At 71.1% G+C, this 21,069-nt stretch carries 21 protein-coding genes and 1 tRNA gene; 7 read left to right on the forward strand and 15 right to left on the reverse strand.

Going from position 1 to position 21,069, the window contains the following annotated elements:
• The first annotated feature begins 38 nt into the window (after positions 1-38).
• Complete coding sequence (locus ABD120_RS35095) at positions 39-623, forward strand: TetR family transcriptional regulator (RefSeq protein WP_343954641.1); 585 nt, start codon at positions 39-41, stop codon at positions 621-623.
• On the opposite strand, the gene secA2 is transcribed toward ABD120_RS35095, so the two are convergent.
• Both secA2 and ABD120_RS35105 read right to left on the reverse strand, forming a co-directional pair.
• Positions 598-2,748 (reverse strand): accessory Sec system translocase SecA2, encoded by a 2,151-nt coding sequence (gene secA2 / locus ABD120_RS35100; protein WP_425564090.1) that lies wholly within the window; start codon positions 2,746-2,748, stop codon positions 598-600. The genes ABD120_RS35095 and secA2 overlap by 26 nt on opposite strands.
• Before the next feature lie 146 nt (positions 2,749-2,894).
• Entirely contained in the window at positions 2,895-3,743 is an 849-nt protein-coding gene (locus ABD120_RS35105) for a DMT family transporter (RefSeq protein WP_343954642.1), read from the reverse strand.
• A gap of 194 nt (positions 3,744-3,937) precedes the next feature.
• Here ABD120_RS35105 and ABD120_RS35110 point away from each other — a divergent pair, with 194 nt between their 5' ends.
• Positions 3,938-4,309 carry a VOC family protein gene (locus ABD120_RS35110; RefSeq protein ID WP_343954643.1) on the forward strand — a complete coding sequence of 124 codons (372 nt, stop codon included), beginning with the start codon at positions 3,938-3,940 and terminating at the stop codon, positions 4,307-4,309.
• 91 nt (positions 4,310-4,400) lie between these two features.
• On the forward strand, positions 4,401-5,276 hold the full coding sequence (locus ABD120_RS35115) for a DMT family transporter (protein ID WP_343954645.1): 876 nt from the start codon (positions 4,401-4,403) through the stop codon (positions 5,274-5,276).
• 49 nt (positions 5,277-5,325) lie between these two features.
• Here the strand turns inward: ABD120_RS35115 and ABD120_RS35120 are convergent, their stop codons facing one another.
• Genes ABD120_RS35120 through ABD120_RS35135 form a run of 4 tightly spaced genes read right to left on the reverse strand, consistent with a single transcriptional unit; the run spans position 5,326 to position 6,603 of the window.
• The gene (locus tag ABD120_RS35120) at positions 5,326-5,643 is read right to left on the reverse strand and encodes a DUF1048 domain-containing protein (RefSeq protein WP_343954646.1); all 318 of its coding nucleotides are present in this window, start codon (positions 5,641-5,643) and stop codon (positions 5,326-5,328) included.
• 1 nt (position 5,644) lies between these two features.
• Positions 5,645-6,001: a DUF1048 domain-containing protein gene (locus ABD120_RS35125; RefSeq protein ID WP_343954647.1), complete on the reverse strand. Its 357-nt coding sequence runs from the start codon at positions 5,999-6,001 to the stop codon at positions 5,645-5,647.
• Positions 5,998-6,324, reverse strand: coding sequence for a PadR family transcriptional regulator (locus ABD120_RS35130; RefSeq protein WP_343954648.1), 327 nt, complete (start codon positions 6,322-6,324; stop codon positions 5,998-6,000). The genes ABD120_RS35125 and ABD120_RS35130 overlap by 4 nt, the downstream gene beginning before the upstream one ends.
• 45 nt (positions 6,325-6,369) lie before the next feature.
• Complete coding sequence (locus tag ABD120_RS35135; protein ID WP_343954649.1) at positions 6,370-6,603, reverse strand: hypothetical protein; 234 nt, start codon at positions 6,601-6,603, stop codon at positions 6,370-6,372.
• Between ABD120_RS35135 and ABD120_RS35140 the strand changes: the two genes are divergently transcribed.
• Entirely contained in the window at positions 6,602-7,804 is a 1,203-nt protein-coding gene (locus ABD120_RS35140) for an acyl-CoA dehydrogenase family protein (protein WP_343954650.1), read from the forward strand. The genes ABD120_RS35135 and ABD120_RS35140 overlap by 2 nt on opposite strands.
• A gap of 6 nt (positions 7,805-7,810) precedes the next feature.
• Here the strand turns inward: ABD120_RS35140 and ABD120_RS35145 are convergent, their stop codons facing one another.
• Positions 7,811-8,710, reverse strand: coding sequence for a phosphotransferase (locus tag ABD120_RS35145; RefSeq protein ID WP_343954651.1), 900 nt, complete (start codon positions 8,708-8,710; stop codon positions 7,811-7,813).
• On the reverse strand, positions 8,707-10,029 hold the full coding sequence (locus ABD120_RS35150; protein WP_343954652.1) for an NsdA family TPR-like regulatory protein: 1,323 nt from the start codon (positions 10,027-10,029) through the stop codon (positions 8,707-8,709). The genes ABD120_RS35145 and ABD120_RS35150 overlap by 4 nt, the downstream gene beginning before the upstream one ends.
• Positions 10,030-10,467: 438 nt before the next feature.
• On the opposite strand from ABD120_RS35150, the gene ABD120_RS35155 reads away from it, so the two are divergent.
• The gene (locus tag ABD120_RS35155) at positions 10,468-10,677 is read left to right on the forward strand and encodes a hypothetical protein (protein WP_343954653.1); all 210 of its coding nucleotides are present in this window, start codon (positions 10,468-10,470) and stop codon (positions 10,675-10,677) included.
• A gap of 20 nt (positions 10,678-10,697) precedes the next feature.
• On the opposite strand, the gene ABD120_RS35160 is transcribed toward ABD120_RS35155, so the two are convergent.
• Positions 10,698-13,964 (reverse strand): nSTAND1 domain-containing NTPase, encoded by a 3,267-nt coding sequence (locus tag ABD120_RS35160; protein WP_343954654.1) that lies wholly within the window; start codon positions 13,962-13,964, stop codon positions 10,698-10,700.
• 15 nt (positions 13,965-13,979) lie between these two features.
• Entirely contained in the window at positions 13,980-14,561 is a 582-nt protein-coding gene (locus ABD120_RS35165) for a TetR/AcrR family transcriptional regulator (RefSeq protein WP_343954655.1), read from the reverse strand.
• A gap of 155 nt (positions 14,562-14,716) precedes the next feature.
• On the opposite strand from ABD120_RS35165, the gene ABD120_RS35170 reads away from it, so the two are divergent.
• Positions 14,717-15,481 (forward strand): nuclease-related domain-containing protein, encoded by a 765-nt coding sequence (locus ABD120_RS35170; RefSeq protein WP_343954656.1) that lies wholly within the window; start codon positions 14,717-14,719, stop codon positions 15,479-15,481.
• A 13-nt stretch (positions 15,482-15,494) separates the two neighbouring features.
• Here the strand turns inward: ABD120_RS35170 and ABD120_RS35175 are convergent, their stop codons facing one another.
• Positions 15,495-16,811: a vWA domain-containing protein gene (locus ABD120_RS35175; RefSeq protein ID WP_343954657.1), complete on the reverse strand. Its 1,317-nt coding sequence runs from the start codon at positions 16,809-16,811 to the stop codon at positions 15,495-15,497.
• Positions 16,811-17,641: an AAA family ATPase gene (locus ABD120_RS35180; RefSeq protein WP_343954658.1), complete on the reverse strand. Its 831-nt coding sequence runs from the start codon at positions 17,639-17,641 to the stop codon at positions 16,811-16,813. The genes ABD120_RS35175 and ABD120_RS35180 overlap by 1 nt, the downstream gene beginning before the upstream one ends.
• Before the next feature lie 94 nt (positions 17,642-17,735).
• On the opposite strand from ABD120_RS35180, the gene ABD120_RS35185 reads away from it, so the two are divergent.
• Positions 17,736-17,809, forward strand: a tRNA-Lys gene (locus tag ABD120_RS35185).
• 206 nt (positions 17,810-18,015) lie between these two features.
• On the opposite strand, the gene ABD120_RS35190 is transcribed toward ABD120_RS35185, so the two are convergent.
• The 3 genes from ABD120_RS35190 to ABD120_RS35200 form a co-directional block, all read right to left on the reverse strand.
• Positions 18,016-18,243: a hypothetical protein gene (locus ABD120_RS35190; protein WP_343954659.1), complete on the reverse strand. Its 228-nt coding sequence runs from the start codon at positions 18,241-18,243 to the stop codon at positions 18,016-18,018.
• Positions 18,244-19,505: 1,262 nt separating this feature from the next.
• Positions 19,506-20,507, reverse strand: coding sequence for an ATP-binding protein (locus tag ABD120_RS35195; protein ID WP_343954660.1), 1,002 nt, complete (start codon positions 20,505-20,507; stop codon positions 19,506-19,508).
• A 22-nt stretch (positions 20,508-20,529) separates the two neighbouring features.
• On the reverse strand, positions 20,530-21,069 hold a 540-nt coding region (locus tag ABD120_RS35200; protein WP_343954662.1), incomplete at its 5' end, for a transposase family protein.

The following is a 21,069-nucleotide window of genomic DNA, read 5'->3' on the forward strand; positions in this document are numbered from 1 at the left end:
TCAAGACGTACGTACGTAAAAATGCTAGGCTCACCCCCATGGGGCAACGCGACGACCTGCTGGCCGGTGCCAAGACCTGCCTGATCGAGAAGGGCTACAGCCGCACCACCGCGCGCGACATCGCCGCGGCCTCCGGCGCCCACCTCGCCTCCATCGGCTACCACTTCGGGTCGAAGGACAACCTGATGAACACCGCCGTCCTGGAGGTGACGGGGGAGTGGGGCGACCACATCCTCGAAGCGGCCACCAGGGCGGCGCAGGCGGCCACCCCCGGCGACCGGCTGCGGCTGATGCTGGAGGAACTGCTGGCCGCGCTGCCGCGCGACCGCTCACTGCTGGTGGCGAGCGTGCAGGCGTACGCGCAGGCGCAGTTCGCCGAGCAGGTGCGCGCCCCGCTGGCCGAGGCCGTCGAGGAGGGGCGGGCCGGTCTCGCCGCCGCCTACCTGGGCGTCGCGCCCGCCGACGTGGACGCCGCGACCGCGCGCGGCCTGGGCGCGCTGCTCTACTCCGTCATCGTGGGCCTGGTGGTGCAGTCGCTGGTCGCCCCGCCGCCGCTGCCGACGGCGTCGGAGCTGGGCGAGGCGATCGCGCTGCTGGCTAGCCCCGCCGCGCAGCCGAGGTGACCCGCTTGAGGATACGGTCCCACTCGGTGCCGAACGGGTTGTCCTGCACCAGGTAGGTCCAGGTGGCGGACGGCCGCCTGAGGTCCGGCTCCGGCTCCTCGAAGGAGGCCAGCGAGCGCCGCTCGATCTCGGCCTGCAGCGTCTTGTACTCGGCCACCGCCTCGCGGTGGAACTCGTCGATCGGGCTCATCCGCCCGAGCGCCCGCAGGTGGATGCCCTCACGCAGATCGGTCAGGAAGGCCAGGTGACCGGTCCAGCAGGTGTCGATCGCGTGCAGCACGATCTGCCTGGCCCGCTCCTCGCGCTCGTCCTCGGGCAGCTCCGCCCAGCGCTCGGCGTCGGCCTTCTCCAGCGCCCGCGCGGCGGAGTCGGTGCTCAGCACCTTGTCGCGCCACTCCAGGATCAGCTCCCGCTGGTGTTCGAGCAGACGGGTGTAGCGCCAGGTGTTGCGGTGGATCTCCAGGTTGACGCCCTCCGCCACCCGCTGGGCGTGGCCGACGAGGTAGACGCCCCTACGGTGGCGGACGAGGCCGTCGGGGTCGGCGGCGGGCGGGCGCTCGTCCGGGACGTACTGGGTGATCAGGTCGTCCTGGGTGCTGACGAAGAACACCGAGCCGCCGGGGTCGCCCTGGCGGCCCGCGCGCCCGCGCAGTTGGTCGTCGAGCCGGCTGCTGGCGTGGCGGCCGGAGCCGATCACGTACAGGCCGCCGAGTTCCGCGACCTCCTCGCCGAGCCGGATGTCGGTGCCGCGCCCGGCCATCTGCGTCGAGACGGTGATCGCGTCGCGCTCGCCCGCCCTGGCGATGATCGCGGCCTCCTCCGCGTCGTTCTTGGCGTTGAGGACGACCGGCTCCAGGTTGCGGCGCTGCAGCAGCTTGGCGAGGTTCTCCGACTCGGCCACGTCCAGGGTGCCGATGAGGATCGGCCGGCCGGTGGCGTGGACCCGCTGGATCTCCTCGACCAGCGCCGCGTCCTTGTCCGGCACGGTCGGGTAGATGCGGTCGGGCTCGTCCTCACGCACGCAGGGCCGGTTGGGCGGGATCACCGCGACCTTCAGGCCGTAGAACTCGCCGAGCTGCTCGCTGACCGCGACCGCCGTACCCGTCATGCCGGAGATCTTGGGATAGCGGCGGATCAGGCCCTGGATGGTGATCGAGTCGAGGATCTCCCCCTTCTCGCTGGGCGGCAGCGCCTCCTTGGCCTCGACGGCCGCCTGGAGGCCGTCGGGCCAGCGCTGCAGCAGCGCCACCCGGCCGCGCGAGGGGTTGATGAGCTGGACCCTGCCGTCGCGCACGATGTAGTCGACGTCCTTGGCCAGCAGCGCGTGGGCGTGCAGCGCCAGGTTGACCTCGATGAGCGTGCCGGGCTCGTTCTCGTCGTACAGCTCGACGCCGAGGATGTTCTCGACACTGTCGGCGCCCTTGGGCGTCAGGTAGACGTTGCGGGCGCCCTCGTCGATCTCGTAGTGGTAGCCGCGCACCAGCGTGCGCACCAGCGCCGCCATCTCGGGTACGGCGTCGCCCGCGTCGGCCGCGCCCGCCATCACCAGCGGCACCCGCGCCTCGTCGACCAGCACCGAGTCGGCCTCGTCGATCAGCGCCACCTCGGGCGTCGGCACGATGCGCTCGTCGGCGGCGGTGCACAGCCGGTCGCGCAGGACGTCGAAGCCGATCTCGCTGACCGGCCCGTAGGTGACGTCGCACTGGTAGGCGGCCCGGCGCTCCTCCCTCGTGGAGTTCTGGCCGACCCAGCCGACGGTGACGCCCATGGCCGTGTAGAACGGCTCCATCCACTCGGCGTCGCGTTTGGCGAGGTAGTCGTTGACCGACATGACGTGCACGCGCTTGCCCTGCAGCGCGTAGCCCGCCGCCGCCATCGCGCCGGACAGGGTCTTGCCCTCGCCGGTGGCCATCTCGGCCACGTGACCGTGCAGGAGTGCGAGCGTACCCAGCAACTGCACGTCGTACGGGCGCAGCCCGAGGGTGCGGTCGGCGGCCTCGCGGGCGACGGCGCAGAATTCCGCCAGATCGTCCATCGCGGGCTCCGGCAGCTCCTCCAGCTTGCCTATCCGGTCGGCGCGGGCGTGCGCCGCGTTGACGATCTTGTTGTACGGGCTCAGGTTCACCCCTCCTGGACGATCCAGAAGGTTCCTGACGAATCCGGAAATCGAGGCCACGGTTCCTCCAACGCGCGCTACGTCGGCACCGTTCCCCACCGGCCCCCGGAGAAAGGGGGTCCGGTACGGCAGACGCCGCCGTACCGGACCTTAGCTCATGTGGAAGCCTGCGCGGTCAGTACCACGACAGCGGCCAGGAGCAGAACGCAGCCCGCCCAGCCGGCCGCCGTCAGCCGCTCGCCGAACACCAGCACGCCGAGCACCGCCGCCCCCGCCGCCTCACCCAGCGAGATCGTCGAGACCGTGCTCGCCCTGAGCGTGCCGAGCGCCCGGAAGAACAGCCAGTACGCCAGCGCGGTCGGGATCGCGCCGAGGAAAAGCAGCAGCCCCGCCGAGGCGGCCGTCAGCTCCGGGACGATGCCCGTGGCCAGCGCGAACGGCGCCGTGACGAGGGTCGCCACCAGGAAGCCGCCGACCGCCATGCCCTGCGGGTCGCCGGAGTGGCGGCGCGAGTGGAGCGTGATCGCCGCGTACCCCACGGCGGAGGCCAGCGCGTACCCGATACCCGTGAGCGAGCCGCCCGCCGGGGTGCCGGTCAGGAGCAGCAGCCCGGTCAGGGCGACGGCCAGCGCCGCCGTCCCCGCCCGGCCGAGCCGTTCGTTCAGGAACAGGCGCCCGCCGACGGCGGTGAGGACCGGCGTCGCGCCCATCGTCACCATCGTGGCGACCGTGACCCCGGTCTCGGCGACGGCGAGGAAGTAGGCGGCCTGGTAGAGGGCCATGCCGACGCCCGCCACCAGCACAGGCGATGAGAAGGCGGGCAGGCGCGGCAGGAACATCAGCAGGAATCCGGCGCCCAGCAGGTAGCGCCAGAACGAGACCGCGATCGGGTCGAGGGAGCCGTGGGCGAACAGCAGCGCGCCGGCCGCGCCGCCGGTGCCCCACGCGAGCGCGGCGATGGAGACGTACGCGGCGCCGCGCCGCGCGCTCATCAGGGAAGACATGAGTGATCTCTCCGGATCGGGAGGTGGTGAAAGGGCCCGTACGCGGGCAGCGCTCACCACCGGATCCGGTGTGATCCGTACCGAGGAGCCGCCCGCTTAGCGGGCGGTGGGGGGAGAGGTGATCAAGGGACGCGGCATGACGCCATCGTACATACCTGACAGAAGATGGCAGGTACGGCTGGAACGGTGGAGCCATGACGACGACAGCGAAGCTCCTCGCCTTCTCCATCGACTGCACCGACCCGAAGGGGCTGGCCGAGTTCTACCACCGGGTGACCGGGTTCGAGATCCAGTACGCCGACGACCAGTACGCCGCCATCGGCGACGGCACCGTGAGCATCTACTTCGGCCACGTCCCCGACCGCAAGCCGGCCGCGTGGCCGGGCCCGGACAAGCAGTTCCATCTCGATTTCCGGGTGCCGGACGTGGAGCGGGCGGTGGCCGACTACCTCGAACTCGGGGCGGTGAAACCCGACTTCCAGCCGGGTGTGACCGAGGAGGGGACGGGCTGGATCGTCCTCCAGGACCCCGACGGACACCTGTTCTGCGTATGCCCGCAGAAGTGAGGGTCGTTCCAAAGTCTGATCCCACAGCGGACAGGGAGCCATAAGCTGGAGCAATGCTCTTGAAAGGTTCCTTGCCCCTCGGCGGGCGCGCATGACGACGTGGGTCGGCCTGGCGGTCGCTCTGGCGGGGGCACTGGGATACGCGCTCGGCGCGGCGCTCCAGCAGTACGAGGCGGTGGCCGAGGGGGCCACGCTCAAGCTGGTGAAACGGCCGCGCTGGTGGATCGGCGGGATCATCGGGTTCACCGGCGCCTGCCTGCACGCGGTGGCGCTGGCCTACGCGCCGCTGATCATGGTGCAGCCGATCAGCGTGGCCACACTGGTGTTCGCGGTGCCCCTGGCCGCGTTCATGTACGGGCGCAGGCCGTACAAGGCGGAGATCTTCGGTTCGATCGCCGTCGCGGTCGGCCTGCTGTGGCTGATGCTGCTGGTCGACCCCGACCACGACGTGACCCCGAGGCTCAGCACCCCCGCCGCGCTCGGATTCCTGGGCGTGATCGGGGTGATCGTGCTCATCAGCCAGATCTGGGCGAGCCGGGTGCAGGGTGCCAACAAGGCGCTGCTGCTCGCGCTCGGCGCGGGTGTGGTGACCGCGAGCGTCTCGACGTTCGTCCGCGTGGTCGGCGGCGGGCTCGAAGGCGACCTCAGCAGGCTGCTGCACTGGTTCACCCTCGCCATCCCCACCCTGCTGATCTGCGCCGTCGTGCTGCTCCAGCGCTCGTACGCCGTGGGCTACTTCGGCATCGCCTACGCCGGTGTGCAGGTCGTGGACCCGATCACCTCGGTGCTGGCGGGCGCGGTGCTGCTGGGCGAGCCGCTGCCGACGGACCCGGCCACGGCGGTCCCCGCGCTGCTGGCCGCCGCGCTCACGATCGGCGGCACGATCACACTCGGCCGCCTGGCGCCCGACCATTCCAAGAAGACCCCGGCTCCCCTCCCCGAGCCCGCCACCTCCGACCGGGGCTAGCTTCGCGGCGTGTTGTGCCAAGGGCGGTCCGGGTGATCGCCCGCCGGCGTCACTTCCCGGGTCTGCCGCTCAGGGACTCCTGGTAGACGTCCGCGTTGGTGCGGGAGTCCTTGGTCAGGCCGTCGCAGAAGGCGGCGACATCGGCGCCGATGAGTTCGAGGACTCCCTTGCCCGCCGAGGCGCCCTCCTCGAAGAAGTCGACGATCCCGGTGAGCAGATTCCCGTCCGCCAGGTCGATCGGCCCGACTTTGAAAAGGTACCTCTGGATCTCCTTGTAGACGATCTGATAATCGGGCGGGAGCGCCTTGACCCGTGCCGTGTGCGCCCGCCACTGCTTCTTGCCCTCGACGATGTCCTGGATACCCACGTCAGACTCCCAGCCTGCCCAGTTTCCTTGCGACGTTCCTGTTCAACTGCTCGCGCCACCGGTCGCGATGGGTCCGGGACCTTTCTCCGCCGGTCAGCGCCGTGCAGAAGCCCTTGATGTCGTCACCCAGCACCTCGCGAACGCTCTGCCCGTCTGCCGCCGTCTCTTCGAGCAGCCCCAGCGCATTGTCGAGGATCGGCATCAGGCTGCGGCCGGTGAAGTCCGCGTAGGGAGAAAGATGTCCCTTGATCTCCTCCCAAGCCGCCCGATGGTCGGCCGGCAGTGCCTTGGCCCGGCTTTCGAGCGCTTGCCACTCCCTGGTGAGATCGCTGCCGGTCATGGTCTCCCAGAAACTCATCTCCCGCCCTCCTTGAGCTTGTCGATCCGTGATGAGACGTACTCCCACTTGGCCCAGAACGTCGCGAGTTCCTTGCGCCCCGCGTCGTTGAGCGCGTAGAACTTGCGCGGCGGGCCCTGTTCGGACGGTCGTTTCGCCGCCTGGACGAGTCCGTTCCTCTCCAGCCGCAGCAGGATGGTGTAAACCGTCCCCTCGACGACGTCGGCGAAGCCGAGTTCGTTCAGCCGACGCGTGATGGCATACCCGTAGGTCTCCTCGCCGCCGATGATTTCGAGCACGCAGCCTTCGAGCGTGCCCTTCAGCATCTCCGTCAGGTCGTCCATCGTGGGTCCTCTTCGATCCTTGGTACTTTGTAGTACCGAGCACTGCTACACGGTATCACGGGGTAGTGGGCGCGCAATACCGCCAGGGCCGATCAGCCGGGCGCGGTGCCCCGGCCACTCCTCGTCGAGGATGTCGAAGTACACGGTGTCGCGCCAGGTGCCGTCCGGCCGCCTGCGGTGCCTGCGCAGGGCCCCCTCGGCGACCCGGGCGAGTTTCCCCTCGCTGCGTGGCGACCGCTCGGTGGACGTCATACCGACCGGTCGGTAAGGTCGTGCCATGGACTTCGCCTTCGACTCCGTCACCGAGGACCTGCGCGAGCGACTGATCCGGTTCATGGACGAGTGCGTCCATCCCGCCGAGCCCGCCTTCGCCGAGCAGACGGCGGCCTCGGGCTGGAGCGCCCCGCCGCTGCTCGGCGACCTCAAGGACGAGGCCAGGAAGCGCGGGCTGTGGAACCTGTTCCTGCCCGGCGAGGACGGCGCCGGGCTGACCAACCTCCAGTACGCGCCCCTGGCGGAGATCATGGGCAGGTCACCGGCCATCGCGCCCGCCGCCACCAACTGCGCCGCGCCGGACACCGGCAACATGGAGGTCCTGTCCATGTTCGGCAGCGCCCGGCAGCGCGAGCAGTGGCTGCGCCCGCTGCTCGACGGCGAGATCCGCTCGGCGTTCGCGATGACCGAGCCCGACGTCGCCTCCTCCGACGCCACCAACATCGCCACCTCGATCGTCCGCGACGGCACCGAGTACGTGATCAACGGCCGCAAGTGGTTCATCTCCGGCGCCATGAACCCCGACTGCCGGATCTTCATCGTCATGGGCAAGACCGACCCGCAGGCGCCGACCCACCGCCAGCAGAGCATGGTCCTCGTCCCACGAGACACCCCCGGCCTGCACGTCAGGCGCGGCATGCGGGTCTTCGGCTACGACGACGCCGACCACGGCGGCCACGCCGAGGTCGTCTTCGAGGACGTCCGCGTCCCTGCGGGCAACCTCATCGGCGAGGAGGGCGGCGGCTTCGCCATCGCCCAGGCCCGCCTCGGGCCCGGCCGGATCCACCACTGCATGCGCCTGATCGGCATGGCCGAACGCGCGGTCGAGCTCATGTGCCGCCGCGCGCTGGCCCGCAGCGCCTTCGGCAAGCCCATCGCCCAACAGGGCGTCGTCCAGGACTGGATCGCCGAGTCCCGGATCCGCATCGAACAGTCGCGGCTGCTCGTCCTCAAGACCGCCTGGCTCATGGACACTGTCGGCAACCGGGGCGCCCACACCGAGATCCAGGCCATCAAGATCTCCACCCCGGCCGCCGTCGAATGGATCCTCGACAAGGCCATCCAGGTCCACGGCGCGGGCGGCGTCTCCCAGGACTTCCCCCTCGCCGCCCTATGGGCGGGCGCCCGCTCCCTGCGCCTGGCCGACGGCCCCGACGAGGTCCACAAACGCTCCCTCGCCCACCGCGAACTCAAGAAGTGGACGTGACCGGTTTCACGGGACCGGTGTCCAATGCCAGGGGCGCGGGCCGCGCTCGCCGCGTAGACACGCCACCCGGTGCAGCACCTCGGCCCGCCGCCCCGGGTTCTCCGCCGCGACCTGGGCGGCCATGCACGCCATCCGGAACTCACGGATGTCCCGCAACGTCTCAAACCCCGCCCAGCCGGTGACGTCGTGCCCGTAGGCGGCCACGAACCGCCGATAGTCCGCCGTCGTGATCCCGGCCAGTGTGAACGTCTTCACCGCAGTGGACGTGAGATCCCACTCAGGAGGTCCGATCGAGCAGCGCTCCAGGTCGAGCAGCACCACGCGGCCGTCCGTCGTGCCCACGACGTTCCCGATCCAGGCGTCACCGTGCACGACGCTGTCCGGCAGCCCCTCGGACCGGGCCGCCCAGCGGCTGCGCAGTTCGGACAGCCGCCCGCGCATCCACGCCCGATCGGCCTCGGCCAGCGTGGTGGCCCGGTCGATGCGCTCGGCCAGCCGTACGAAGGGGTCGAGCCGTCCGATCTCGAACTCGGCCGGGATCGGCTGATCGTGGAGTCGGCGGAGAGCGGCGGCGACCTCCACGGCGGTGCCGTGCCGGTGCGGCGGCAACTCCAGCCACCACGTGACCGCCCGCCCCCGAACTTCGACCGGCTGGTCGAGGCCGGGCACCGGCTGCACGGCGGGTACGCCCTGCGCCCGCATCCAGCGGGCGACCCGCACCTCCCGGATGGCGACCGCGCTCTGCCCGGCACGCGAGACACGGGCGACCACACCGCCGGGCAGCCGATACAGGGCGTTCTCGCTGAGCCGCATCAGACTCGCCCCCTCGACGCCGACCCCGGCCTGCCGACAGGCGGCCTCCAGGACGGCACGGGCCTCGGACTCCGCAGCGGAGGAGCCCGTCATGCCTGGACCACCGTCCGAATCCGGCCGGTCAGTTCGGCGACCGGAGGGCGCCCTTCGTGGAGGTGGGCGAGTGCGGCCAGCTCTCGCATGTCGTCACGGGCGCGGCAGGAGCGGATCCGCCCTGCGTCGCGAAGCGCGCGCATCCCGATCCCAGCCGCCTCTTCCGGGTCGCCGGTGGCCATCGTGAGGGAAGCGAGCTTGATCCCGCTGAAGGCGCGGGAGCGGACGTACGGCGCCCCATGGCCTCCGATCGCGGACTCCAGCCGGGCCGCCGCGTCCGCCGCGTACCGCCAATCGACCCGGAACGCCAGATCGAACAGGGCGTGCCCGGTGTCTCCCGCGTGCTGGGCGGCGTCGTAGTAGCGCATCCACGGTGCTTCGTCGCGCGGGCGGACACGGGCGAAGTGGTCGTCGGCGCGGCTCACGGATTCCAGCGTCTCGGTCACCCTGCCGAGCTTGGCCATGGCGCGAGCCCGCGCGGTGTGGAGCATGGCGCGCTCGCCGGGTGTGAGCCGATCAGCCCGCACCAGAGCGAGTTCGACGAGCGTCAGCCCGCCGTCCGCGTCGCCGCACCAGATGGCCTGCCGGGCCATGAGTGACAGGACCTTGGCCCGCAGGTGCCAGTTCTGCGCCTCCTCGGCGCAGGACAGGGCGAAGCGGAACATCTTGCGGGCGTCGTCGTGGGCGAAGGCATCGAACGCCATCGCCGCCCCGGAGTGGGCGAGCCACCCCACAGCCGTGTACAACTCGTCGCGGAGCGGGCGCGGGCACGTCGCATGCTGGAGAAGGGACACCGAGTGCCGCAACTGGGCGTTGACGGCCTCGCGAACGAGGCTGCCGCCGTAGGTGTGGTCCCAGGTCGAGAACACTCCGGCGAGCGCCCGTAGCTCATGGATGTCAGCCGCTCGCACTCTACCGGGGGGCTCGGTGACCTGGCCGAGATGGGCGATGTCGGTCAACGAGACGGTGACGGCGGCGCCCGCCGCCGTACGGAGGAACGTCTTGCGGTTCACCCCTCCCTCTTTCACCGCTGATGCGGCGGGTGCTCTCGTGGGACGGCGGAACCCTAGTGCGACATCGGTCTCGACGTTGAAGATCGCGCGCAGTGCCTCTCGGTAGTCGGACCGAGGCCAGCGCACCAGGCCGCGTTCCAGTTTGCCGAGATAGTTCGCGGTCAAGCAGGTTTCGCGGTGATACCGCCGGTAGATCCAGGCATTGACGAGTTCAGCCAGTTCCTGCCGACTGGTGGGCTGGCCGAGGGCCACAGGGGAGGGCAGTCGTTCCCGGGCACCGCGCAGAGCGTCGTTACGGTCAGGCATCGAACTGCTCCCTTCCGAAGGTCGCATGCAGCCGCATCGTCGCATGGGGCAGCGGGCGGTGCCCAGCAGTCTGCCCCCAATCTGCCCCTTGACCGCCCCTCTCTCTGGCGTTGGCACCTGCTCGACACGGCGCCAAGGTGGAGGCGATCCTTCACCGCACATGAGGAGCAGCAGACCATGCGGGTAAACGACGCGGATCTCGATCGACCGGTCGAGTCGCACACGCCGACGAGTGAGTCGGCCGCTCATGAAGGCCGTCGCCGAGTGCGGGCTGCCAGCGGGCGGGAGGTCGTCGTCGTGAGCCCGGATGCGGCGGTGGTACCCGCCCAGCGGGAACCTGTGGAGCGTCGGGAGGTCAGGTGCGGTGAGGATGACTGCCCGGCCACGGCCTCGGCGAGGGCCTATCGGGTGGGGTGGCAGGCTGAAAGGAACATGTGGGTGCTCCGGTTCGGGAGGCAACCCCGGGTCGTGCGGGTGAGCTGCCGCTGCCGGCCGGTGGAGTACGAGGAACTGGCCATCGGCGGCCGGCACTGGATCCGCCGCATCGAGCGAACGGACCACGGCCTCGTGGCCCTCATCAGCCCCGAGGCCGTGCACAGCAAGGTGAGTGAGTTGTGGAGCCTGATCATGTCCGGGGACGCGAGGTGAGCACCAAACCGTGGAACGGGCTAGCAGATCTGACGGGGTGAGAGGCCGCGTACGTGCTGGGCCCAGCCGGTCGGCGGTAGGTCGCCGTCCTGGGCGCAGATGCGGCCGAGTGCTCGTTCCGGGTCGATCACCAGGGTCCGCACCTCACCGGACGGTCCCACGCCGACCAGGTCGGCGCCCGCCGCCAAGGCGTGGGCGGGCCGACCGTACGGGTCCCGTTCCGGCGTCTCGTCGATGCCGCCCAGGCCCGGCCCCCGGCCCAGCGGGGTGCCGGTGGCCACGTCCCACGAGCTGAGCTCGGCGCCCGCCACGGCGAGCACCCGGCTGTCGCCGGAGAAGGCCAGTGCGCCCACCCGGCCGCCGGTGTCGATCGCCGGGCCGAGCGGCTGACGCAGGCCCGCGTCCCAGAGGGTGACCTGGCCCAGTGGGTCGCCGGTCGCGGCCATCCGGCCGTCGGGGCTGAAGGCCAGCGCGCCCGCCGCGCGGCCGGCGGCGTTCGGCTCCGTGAGCGTCGCCGTCGTCGTGTCGATCGTGTGCACGCGGCTTTCGCCGTACACGGCGAGTACCCGGCCGTCGGGGCGGAAGGCGAGGCCGGAGCCCGCCACCTCGGGCACGCGGCGCACCTGGCCGCCCGTGTGCAGCGCGACCGTGCCGTCCTCGGCCACGGCGACCGTCCTGCCGTCGGGGGACAGGGCGAGGCCGGTGGCGGGGCCCGTGTCCAGGGTCGAGACCTTGGTCCGGGTGGCGAGGTCCCACACCTCCACCCGGTCCGGGCGTCCGGCCGCGACGGCGAGGCGGGTGCCGTTCCAGCTGAAGGCGGCCAGCTTCGCGCGGACCGGCAGGCGGCCGAGCCGCCGCCCGGCCACCGGATCCCACAGGGACACCTCGCGGTCGCCGGCGAGGGCCAGTGTCCTGCCGTCGCGGCTGAGCACGCGCAGGTCCTTCCTGCGGCCGATCGGGTCGGGGGGCGCGGCGGGCAGCGTGTACGTCCTGGCCCGCCCGTTCGCGCCGACGAAGAACAGGCTGTCGCGGCTCACCGAGGGAAGCAGAGTACGCCCGTCCGGGTCGCGGACGCTGAGCAGTCGCTCGCCCGTGGCCGTGTCGAGGACCGTGACCCGGCCCTCGAAGCCCACCGCCAGGCGGGAGCCGTCGGCGGAGAAGGCCAGCCTGCGGGCCGTACCCGGGAGGTCGGCGAGTTTCCTGCCGGTCGCCGACGCGTACAGGCGGGTGCCGGCCGCGACGTGGCGGCCGTCCGGGCTGAGCGCCGTCGGCTCGGCCGCTCCGGCGTTCAGCCACGGCAGGTCGCGCCGGTGCCCGTCCGTCAGAAGCCGCGCGGGCTGCCCGGCGTGCGCGGGCAGCAGCACCGGGCCGCCGCCGCCGTCGGCGGCGGAGGTGGCGCGTCCGCCGGTGGCTCGCGTCTGAGAGGCGACGCGTCCGCCGACCTGTCGCGTCTGTACGGTCTCCCGCTCGCCGGAGAGCCGGTTCCGCGGGATGAACCGTTGCCCGGTGGGGTGCCAGAGGGCGTGTTCGCCGTCGGCGTCCGTGGTGGCGATCAGGCCGCCCTGGAACGACACACGCGCGGCCTTGCGCACCGGCAGTGTGCCGAGTTGCCAGCCCGAGCGCGTGTCGAAGATCCGCACCTCCGGAGAGGTGCCCACCGCCAGGAGCCGCCCGGAGTCGTCGAGCGCCGCCGTCGCGGCCGAGTGGCCCACGCCCCTGACCTCCATGAGCAGCCGTCGCGCCGACGGATCCCAGATCCGCGCCAGTCCGCCCCTGATGGCCACCAGCCACTGGCCGGAGCGGCCCCAGGCGTACACCGACCCGGCGCCCACGTCGGGGTCGGGGAAGATCGAGCGGACCGGGTCGGCCGCCGCCGCCAGCACCGCCGAACGGGTCTCCGCCACCGGCGACAGCCGCCAGGCCGCCGCGCTCAGCCGTCGCGCGGTCGCCGGGTCCGTGGCGCGCAGCGCGCCCACCCGCCCGGCCAGTGCGCGGGCGGAGGTGTCGGTGAGCGCCTGCCGTGCCGTACTGCCCTGGTAGAACGTCAGCCCCACGACGGCCGAGGCGACCACCAGCAGGGAGGCCAGCACTCCGGGCAGCACCCTGCGGCGCCGCGTGCGGCGGCGCCCGCGCGCGGTGCTCTCGTCCAGGAAGGCGCGCTCGGCCGCGCCGAGCGACAGGTGCCTGCGGCCGGTCGCCGCCCACGACAGCGCCGCGTCCAGGTCCTCCGCCCCCAGCAGGCGCCGACGGCGCCGCCCGCCCCTGTCCCACGCGCGGGCGGACTCGGCCAACGTCCGATACCTGGTCAGCCCGTCGCGCTCGGCGTCCAGCCACTCGCGCAGCCGGGGCCAGGCGCGCACGAGAGCCGCGTGCGCCAGCGTCACGGTCTCGCCCGCCAGCAGCAGTCCCGCCTCGCGATAGCGCCCCACCACGGGCCCGGCCGCCGCACCGGCCTCGTCCAGGAGTTCGGCCAGTACGGCGGTGCGCCGCCCATCGGCGCCGCCCGCCTCGACCAGCCGCAGGAACACGTCGGGCACGGCCTGCTGCTCCCGGCGTGACAGCCCGCCGTAGACCTCCTCGGCCAGGTCGCCCAGCGTCGGCCCCTCCGGGCCGCAGGCGAGCGCGCGGGCCGTCTGCGCGCCCTCCGTCAGCGGGTCCTGGGCGGTGTCGAGCAGCTTCAGCAGCAGGTCGCGCGCCGTCGGCCGGCGGCCGGGATCGGCGTCGAGGGCCTGCTCCACCAGGTCGCGCAGCGGCTGCCCCAGCGTCGCCCGGCGGCCGCTCTCGCCGTCGGCGGCGAACCTGACCAGCCGCCCCCAGTCGCGGACGTCCTCGGCCTCGCTGCCCGCCGCCAGGCCGAAGTCCACCACGCGCGGGCCGTCCGGACCGATCAGCACGTTGTCGGGGCGCAGGTCGCCGTGCGCCAGGCCGCGCCCGTGAACGGCCGCCAGCGCGGTGGCGACCCCGATCGCCAGCGCGTGGACCTCACCGCCCGCGTACGGCCCCGCCTCGCCCACCCGCACCCGCAGGCTCGCCCCCGCGACGAACTCGGTCACCAGATGCGGGACCGGCTGCGTCCCTGCCGCCAGCAGCCGCGCGACGCACGGCGAGGCCACCTCGGCGGCCTTCTCCAGCCGCGCGCGCCCGCCGGGCTCCAGGGGGTGGGTCTGCACCCGTAAGGCGAACCGGTCGCCCGCGTCGTCGTAGGCCTCGTAGACCACTCCCCGGGCGCCGCTGCCCAGGCGTCCGGCTATCCAGTAGCCGGCCAGGTGGTCGGGATCGTTGTTCACAAAGATCGATGATGGTCACGGGCGCAGCGACGTCAATAGCAGATCGGCGAATTGCCTGCCGACCTGCGCGCCCGACAGGCGCCCGCCGGGGTGGAACCAGCTGCCCAGATGGTGGACGGAGCCGAAGAAGTAGTCGACGACGATCTCCGCCGGGATGTCGGCGCGGAAGACGCCCTCGCGCTGGCCCTCGGTGACGAGGTCGCGGAAGCGTACGTGGTAGCGGCGGCGCTCGGCGCGCACGGTGCGCTGGGTCTCCGGCGCGAGCAGGTGCATCGACCGGAAGAAGATCTTGGAGTCGTCCAGGTTGGCGGCCGAGGTCTCGACGACGTCGGCGGCGGCGGCGTGCAGCCGCTCGGCCACCGGCCCGGCCGCGTCGGCGATCACCGTCAGGCGCTCGGTCTGCATCCGCAGCATGCGGGCGTAGATCTCGAACAGCAGGTCGTCCTTGGAATCGAAGTAGTGGTACATCGCGCCCTTGGTGACGCCTGCCGCCGTCACGATCTCCTGGACGGAGGTACCCTCGAATCCGCGCTCCGCGAACAGTCGGGTGGCCGCGTGCAGGAGCCTCTGGCGTACTGGCTCTTCCTTGCCCCTCACCACACCAGCATACCGACTGGTCGGTTGAACTTCGTGCCGGTGCTATTTCCCTCACCTTAGGGTGCCCTTGCCGTTCTATGGGGTAATCATGGGTGCAGCGAGGGATCTCCGACGTGGCAGATCCATGGGTGTCTCTAGCGGTCGGGGAGTTTGCCGTGCCTGGTGGCTCGATCTACGTACAGCAGGACGAGAAGTTCACCGGGTCGTCCCCGCAGTGGTACTACGAGAAGTACTGGCGCGAGGGCACCCGGAGCAGGCGGCGCAGCCGCGCGATCATGGCCGGAATCGGCTTCGTCGTCGGCATGGGCCTTGCTCTGCGCTTCAACCTGGCCTACCCGGTGCCGTACGCCGTCGGGCTGGCCGGGCTGGTCGCCGCCGCCGACGCGTGGTGGCACTGGAGCCGCTTCCAGGCGACCGCCGTGTGGCGCGGCCGGCGCCGGGGCGAGGTCATCACCAAGCGCCACCTGCGCCGGAGACTGGCCAAGAAGGGCTACCGCATCCTCGACGGACGGGCCATCCGGGGGCAGGCGTCGATCGACCACCTGATCATCGGCCCCGGCGGGCTGTGGATCGTCGACAACGAGTCCTGGAGCCCCGACACCGAGATCGCCACCTACAACGGGCGACTGTTCTTCGGCGAGAAATACGGCACCAAGACCGCCAAGCCGCTGGTCGAGACCGCCGGAGCCTTCGCCGACCTGCTCACCCGCGAGACCGGCGTACCCGTCACGATCACCCCGATGATCGCCGTCCACTGCGGCCTGCTGCCGCGCGGCGGCATGGTCACCGCCGAGGACGTCACCCTGCTCAAGCCCCGGCTCGCGCCCAAGCTCATCCGGGCGACCGCCTCCGGCGCGCTGTCCGACGAGCAGGTCGAACTGCTGGCCCGCACCGCCGCCCGCGAGCTCCAGCGGCTCTGACGCCGGCCGATCGTCAGGTGATCGTCTCGATGAACGCCGACAACTGGGCCACGTCGCGGCACTCGTGCATGGGCACCACCGCCGCGTACTCCGAGGCGACCGAGTCGCCGGTGTCCCACTGCGCCACCGGCTCCGGATTCAGCCAGTACGCCCGGCGGGCCCGGCCCGCCATCGTCCGCAGCGCCTCCGTCGCGGGCGGCCGGTAGTTGGTACGGGCGTCGCCCAGGATCAGCAGCGAGGTCTTCGGGCCGATCGCGTCGCCGTACCCGGACAGGAAGCCCTCGAAGGCGCGGCCGTAGTCCGTGCGGCCGAAGCGCACCATGTCCGCCTCGCGCGCCAGCGCCGCCATGGACTCGGCCATGTCCGCGCCCGGCGCGAAGAACCGGGTGATCTCATCCACCCGGTCCACGAAGCCGAACGCCCGAACCTTGGTGAAACGCTCCCGCAGCGCGTACGTCAGCAGCAGCGTGAACTGCGCGAACGCCGAGACCGAGTCGCTGGTGTCGCACAGCACCACCAACTCGGGCCGGTGCGGGCGCGGCGGCCGGAACACCGTCGTCAGCGGCACCCCGCCGCTCTGCAGCGACGCCCGTACGGTGCGACGGAAGTCCAGCCGCCCGTGCCGGCCCCGCCGGTGCCTGGTCGCCAGCCGCGTGGCCAGCCGCCGCGCCAGCGGGTGCACCTCGCGGCGCAGCCGTGCCAGGTCCTCGCCGGTGGCGCGCAGGAAGTCCAGCCGCTCCGGCGGCGGGCGCACCGCCGAGCGGGCGATCCGCTCGATGCCCGCGTCCTCCGCGATCCGGCGCCGCACGTCGGCCGCGACCGCCTCCTCGAAACGCCGGATACCGTCGGTCACCGCCCGCCTGGCCGCCTTCTGGGCCAGGGCGTCCTGGGCGGACTCGCGCAGGATTCCGGCGATCAGCGTCTGCGGCGACAGGGCGGCCAGCACGCTGTAGGAGAACCACCGCTGCCGCCCGGGGCTCGCCTCCCGGCGGCCGAACCGGTCCACCATCGCCCTGGCGAAGGCCCGGGTGTCGGCGCCCGTCCGCAGGAGCTCGGCCAGGTGGGACCTCGGGTCGGCCGGCTGCGGGCCCTCGGCGTACAGGCCGGTGGTCGAGGGCGGGAACCACAGGTCGAACAGTACGTCGAAGCCGTCCCGGTAACCCGGCCGCTTGATCAGCGTGGCCGCGTAGGCGGCCCGCAGCGACTCGCGGTCGGTCAGCTCGACCACCCGCAGCGCCCGCGCGGCGTCCAGACCCTCGGCCACCGAGACCGGCATGCCCGCCTCACGCAGCGCGTTCACGAATCCGGTGTGCCGCTCGATCAGCGACATCAGAGGCCGAGTTCCTTCGCCGCGCGCGTGTGGTCGGAGGCGTGCTTCAGGACCACGCCCAGCGTCTGCGCCACGGTCTGCTCGTCGAGGTCGGCCCGGCCGAGCGCCAGCAGGGTGCGCGCCCAGTCGACCGTCTCGGCCACCGACGGGGCCTTCTTCAGCTCCAGCGCCCGCAGCGCGGCCACCGTCGCGGCCAGTCGGTCGGCGAGGTCGGCGCGCAGCGTCGGCACCTGGCTGAGGAGGATCTCGCGCTCGCGCTCCGGCGTCGGGTACGTCAGATGGAGGTACAGGCAGCGCCGCTTCAGGGCCTCGGACAGTTCGCGGGTGGCGTTCGAGGTGAGGATCACCTGCGGCCTGCGCACCGCCGTGATCGTGCCCAGTTCCGGGATCGTCACCTGGTAGTCCGACAGGAGCTCCAGCAGCAGGCCCTCGACCTCGATGTCGGCCTTGTCGGTCTCGTCGATGAGCAGCACCGTCGGCTCGGCCGAGCGGATCGCCTTCAGCAGGGGGCGTTCCAGGAGGAACTCCTCGCCGAAGATGTCCTCGTCGGTGCCCTCGGCCTGGATGCGCAGCAGTTGCTTGCGGTAGTTCCACTCGTAGAGGGCGCGGGCCTCGTCCAGCCCCTCGTAGCACTGGAGCCTGATCAGCCGCGCGCCGGTGGCCTCGGCGACGGCCTTGGCGAGCTGGGTCTTGCCCACGCCCGCCGGACCCTCGGCGAGGAGCGGCTTGCCGAGCGCGGCGGCCAGGTAGACGGAGGTGGCCGTGGCGGTGTCGGCCAGGTAGCCGGTGGCGGCCAGCCGGGTGGTCACGTCGGCGGGGGAATCGAACATCGAGGCTCCTGGGACGAGCGGAACTTTATTCTATCCGGGGTGGTTCGGCGCGATTCGCGCGGGAGGGGGATGACCGGTATATTCCTGTCTGCGGGCGCCGCTAGCTCAGTTGGTTAGAGCAGCTGACTCTTAATCAGCGGGTCCGGGGTTCGAGTCCCTGGCGGCGCACCTGACAGAAACCCCAGCCGGGTATACCCGCTGGGGTTTCTTCGTCCGACTTCTCGACTTATTCGCCTATCTAAGCGCTTGATGATCTTTGTCGTGCTCGTGGCGTGCTCGCGAGTATCGATGTCGGATCCGTTTGATCGTCGATCATCCATTTCGGACATGGTCTGGAGCGTGAGAAGTCCAGCTTGCAGCCATCCGACGCCTGATTAGCGGCACGCGTCGCGGTACCTGCGCAGCCCCGGGGTACGTACGGCGGGAAGCCCGACCAGGGTGTCCTGGAAGGCGTGGCGGTGGGGTGTCAGCGGGTACCGGGGAAGTGGCGGCAGCGGGTAGTCGTCGCGCAGGACGCCATCTGGAAGCACCCCTGTCGCGGGCATCGGCGAGGTCTCACCCGGGAAGGCGAGGTACGCCCAGACCCCGCTGTCCAGCGACACCACGGCCTCCTCATCGCCAGGCGGACGCCAGGGGACGCCCGTGACGGGGTGGCGGGGCACGAGGAGGACGTCGGGACGGGGCCCCGGAGGGTGTCGATCCCCGGACCGGCCAGCCCGACGGACCGGGCGCCGGGCCCACCTGGGAGGTACAGACCGACCCCGTGGCCGAGCAGCTCGGCGAGGGGTTCGGCCGAGAGGGTCACCGGCTGGCCTTCGGTGACCACTACGAGGTGGGCCAGCGCGACCCCGACCGCCGCCTCCCCGCGGCGACTCCAGGACCCGTCGGGTTCGACGGGTGGGACGCGGTGCTCGGCGCGCTCCAGGTCCTCCCAGTCGGGAGGTGGACCGGCCGGGATCCCCGAGGGGCGGCGTACGACCGCGCCGGGTTCCAGCCACACCGTCTGTCACGATCCGCAGTCGTCGATGCGGGTTGCCGCGGTCCGCCCACACCCCTCACAGGCCAGGTTGGGACCGGCCCGGCCGTCCACGCCCCTGCAGTACCCCTCGCACTTCTCGGGGATCAAGGCCATAGACCGGGAGTCGCCGGGGCGATGACGATCCTGTTCCGCGCGCCGAAGGAGACCGAGTAACCGGCGCGTACACACCCTGCCGGGCAGCTGTGTCCTCCCCGACCTCCTCCCACAACCGCCAGGGAGGTCCGGTGGGCTGGGGATCGATGGCGTACGTCGCAGGCTCCATAAAGGAGGATGGAGTTCCTCCCGCCCCCCGTGATGGGTAGGGACGGGGAGGGCGACCCGAGACACCGGCGCCGTTAGCTCCGTGCCACACCCGGCGCACGCGAACACATCCAAACGAGCTCTCACGCTTCGACTGCCCACGGATTCTGCCTCGCCCGCCGCGGAAGGTCCATGGGATTTCGAAACGGATCCAGGTGCTTCTTTCGGGTCACCTGGCCATGGCGTCCCTCCCACCGGACGGCCCCAACCCGCAGCCGACTTCACCATATTCGCCTTAGTACCTGGAACTGGGTGTTGATGGGCGACGACTACCGTATGGGCGGGTCCCTTGAGGCCAAACACAGGTGGACGTGGCTTCAAGGCAGAGCTTGTCGCCTTCGGCCCAGGTCAGGCTGAGGAGGAAGTGGTCGGGGTTCGACTCGCCACTCAGGTCTGGGTTGTTTCCCGTGGCGACCGCAGTGAGCCCTTTTCGTGCGCCCAGCAGAGCAGGAGGTGAAGCTGTCAACGGCCGAGTGCGTGTCGCCGCTGGTGGCCAGGTCGGGGTCCCCACGTCTTCGTAGTTGACTACTTTTTGGCGGAGCGTGTGCCTGTCCGGGTTCGTGCCTGTTTCATGCGGAAGGACTCACCTTCGGTGACCACGACGACGCTGTGGTGCAGGAGTCGGTCCAGCAGGCTGACGGCGGTGGTGTGCTCGGGTAGGAAGCGGCCCCACTGGTCGAAGGGCCAGTGCGAGCCGATAGCGAGTGCCCGGCGTTCGTAGGCGGCGGCCACGAACCGGAACAGCAACTGGGCGCCGGTGTCGTCCAGCGGTGCGAACCCTACTTCGTCGATGATTACCAGGTCGTGGCGGAGCAGGTTGTCGATGACGCGGCCGACGGAGTTGTCGGCCAGGCCCCGATAGAGCGTCTCGACCAGGTCGGCCGCGGTGAAGTAGCGCACCTTGTGACCAGCGTGGACGGCCGCGACGCCGAAGGCGACCAGACTGTGGGACTTGCCCGTCCCGGCTGGGCCGACCGCGCAGTAGTTCTCGCTGGCGCGGATCCACTCCAGCGAGGCGAGCGTTCGGTTGGTGGGTGCTGACCCGTTCCCAACCGGTCGATCTGGGACTGATCGGCTTGTATGGAATCGTCGTTGCACCCAGGGCTGGTAAGCCCTGGCGGGAAAGGCCGAATGCCGGCGGTGAACGACGTCGGTGAGCGGTGTGCGGGAGAACCGCATGCACGGTTCGACGGGCGGGAGCTGGAAACGGGACGGCCTGGCCATGGTCATCGGGAAAGCACAGCCGGCCGGGAAACCGGCGGAAGAAAGGCCCTGAGCCCTACCGCCGTCAGCCGCCACCGCGCCAGCTCCCGACCCTACAGGCTCCATGGCGAGTGCCCTGGTTACAGCATGATCGCGATGCCGGTGTCCGGTCAATGATGTAGAGAAGCTCCTGGTAGACGGGTTGATCACCATAATCCACACCGTCGCCACCAGGAGCTTCAGGTGCTGTTCTACCAGTGAGACTGGTGCTATCGGGAACGACTGCTGCTGCGGATTAAGTTGGAGCAGGAAGTGTTCTCCCATGAGGTTGACCCTTGAGCTCTTTTCATCTGTGGGTGAGCTCGTAGTTCTGCAGGACGGCGATCGCCTTGCAGAGCTGGCCGGCCTTGTGCGGGCAGCAGCGGAGCTTACGGAGGACGCGCCAGCTCTTGAGCTGGGCGTTGGCGCGTTCGCCCGGCCCGCGGAGCCGAGCGTGGGAGCGGTTGGCCGCCTTCTTCGAGAGAGGCTTGTCGCGGCCCTTGTACGGTGTGGTCACCGGGCCTTCGGCGCCTTGGTAGCCCTTGTCGGCCAGGGTATGGGCACCGGCCTGTGCCAGTGCGCGCAGGATGCCCCAGGTGCGGGCGGCGGTCAGGTCGTGCGTGCTGCCCGGCAGCGAGCCGGAGGTCCAGACGATGCCGCCGTCCGGGGAGGCGATCACCTGGACGTTCATCCCGTGCATACGATGCTTGGCCGAGTAGTACGGCCGGTCGGCGCGCACACGGTCGATGGGAATGAGCATGCCGTCCAGCACCAGATAGTGCAGGCCCTTTCGCACGGCGTTGTGTAAGGCGCGGTCGAGCTTGGGAGCGCGGGCGCGCAGCAGGGC

The organism is Nonomuraea longicatena (assembly GCF_039525605.1).
Taxonomy (GTDB): domain Bacteria; phylum Actinomycetota; class Actinomycetes; order Streptosporangiales; family Streptosporangiaceae; genus Nonomuraea; species Nonomuraea longicatena.

Bases quoted from the DNA above. Each gene is read 5' to 3' on its own strand.
- ABD120_RS35145 (WP_343954651.1), bottom strand. From the start codon at position 8,710: ATGACGGGCTCCTCCGCTGCGGAGTCCGAGGCCCGTGCCGTCCTGGAG.
- ABD120_RS35105 (WP_343954642.1), bottom strand. From the start codon at position 3,743: ATGTCTTCCCTGATGAGCGCGCGGCGCGGCGCCGCGTACGTCTCCATC.
- ABD120_RS35130 (WP_343954648.1), bottom strand. From the start codon at position 6,324: ATGGACGACCTGACGGAGATGCTGAAGGGCACGCTCGAAGGCTGCGTG.
- ABD120_RS35175 (WP_343954657.1), bottom strand. From the start codon at position 16,811: ATGTCGCTGATCGAGCGGCACACCGGATTCGTGAACGCGCTGCGTGAG.
- ABD120_RS35095 (WP_343954641.1), top strand. From the start codon at position 39: ATGGGGCAACGCGACGACCTGCTGGCCGGTGCCAAGACCTGCCTGATC.
- ABD120_RS35125 (WP_343954647.1), bottom strand. From the start codon at position 6,001: ATGAGTTTCTGGGAGACCATGACCGGCAGCGATCTCACCAGGGAGTGG.
- ABD120_RS35150 (WP_343954652.1), bottom strand. From the start codon at position 10,029: ATGCCTGACCGTAACGACGCTCTGCGCGGTGCCCGGGAACGACTGCCC.
- ABD120_RS35195 (WP_343954660.1), bottom strand. From the start codon at position 20,507: ATGGGAGAACACTTCCTGCTCCAACTTAATCCGCAGCAGCAGTCGTTC.
- ABD120_RS35135 (WP_343954649.1), bottom strand. From the start codon at position 6,603: ATGGCACGACCTTACCGACCGGTCGGTATGACGTCCACCGAGCGGTCG.
- ABD120_RS35110 (WP_343954643.1), top strand. From the start codon at position 3,938: ATGACGACGACAGCGAAGCTCCTCGCCTTCTCCATCGACTGCACCGAC.
- ABD120_RS35180 (WP_343954658.1), bottom strand. From the start codon at position 17,641: ATGTTCGATTCCCCCGCCGACGTGACCACCCGGCTGGCCGCCACCGGC.
- ABD120_RS35140 (WP_343954650.1), top strand. From the start codon at position 6,602: ATGGACTTCGCCTTCGACTCCGTCACCGAGGACCTGCGCGAGCGACTG.
- ABD120_RS35115 (WP_343954645.1), top strand. From the start codon at position 4,401: ATGACGACGTGGGTCGGCCTGGCGGTCGCTCTGGCGGGGGCACTGGGA.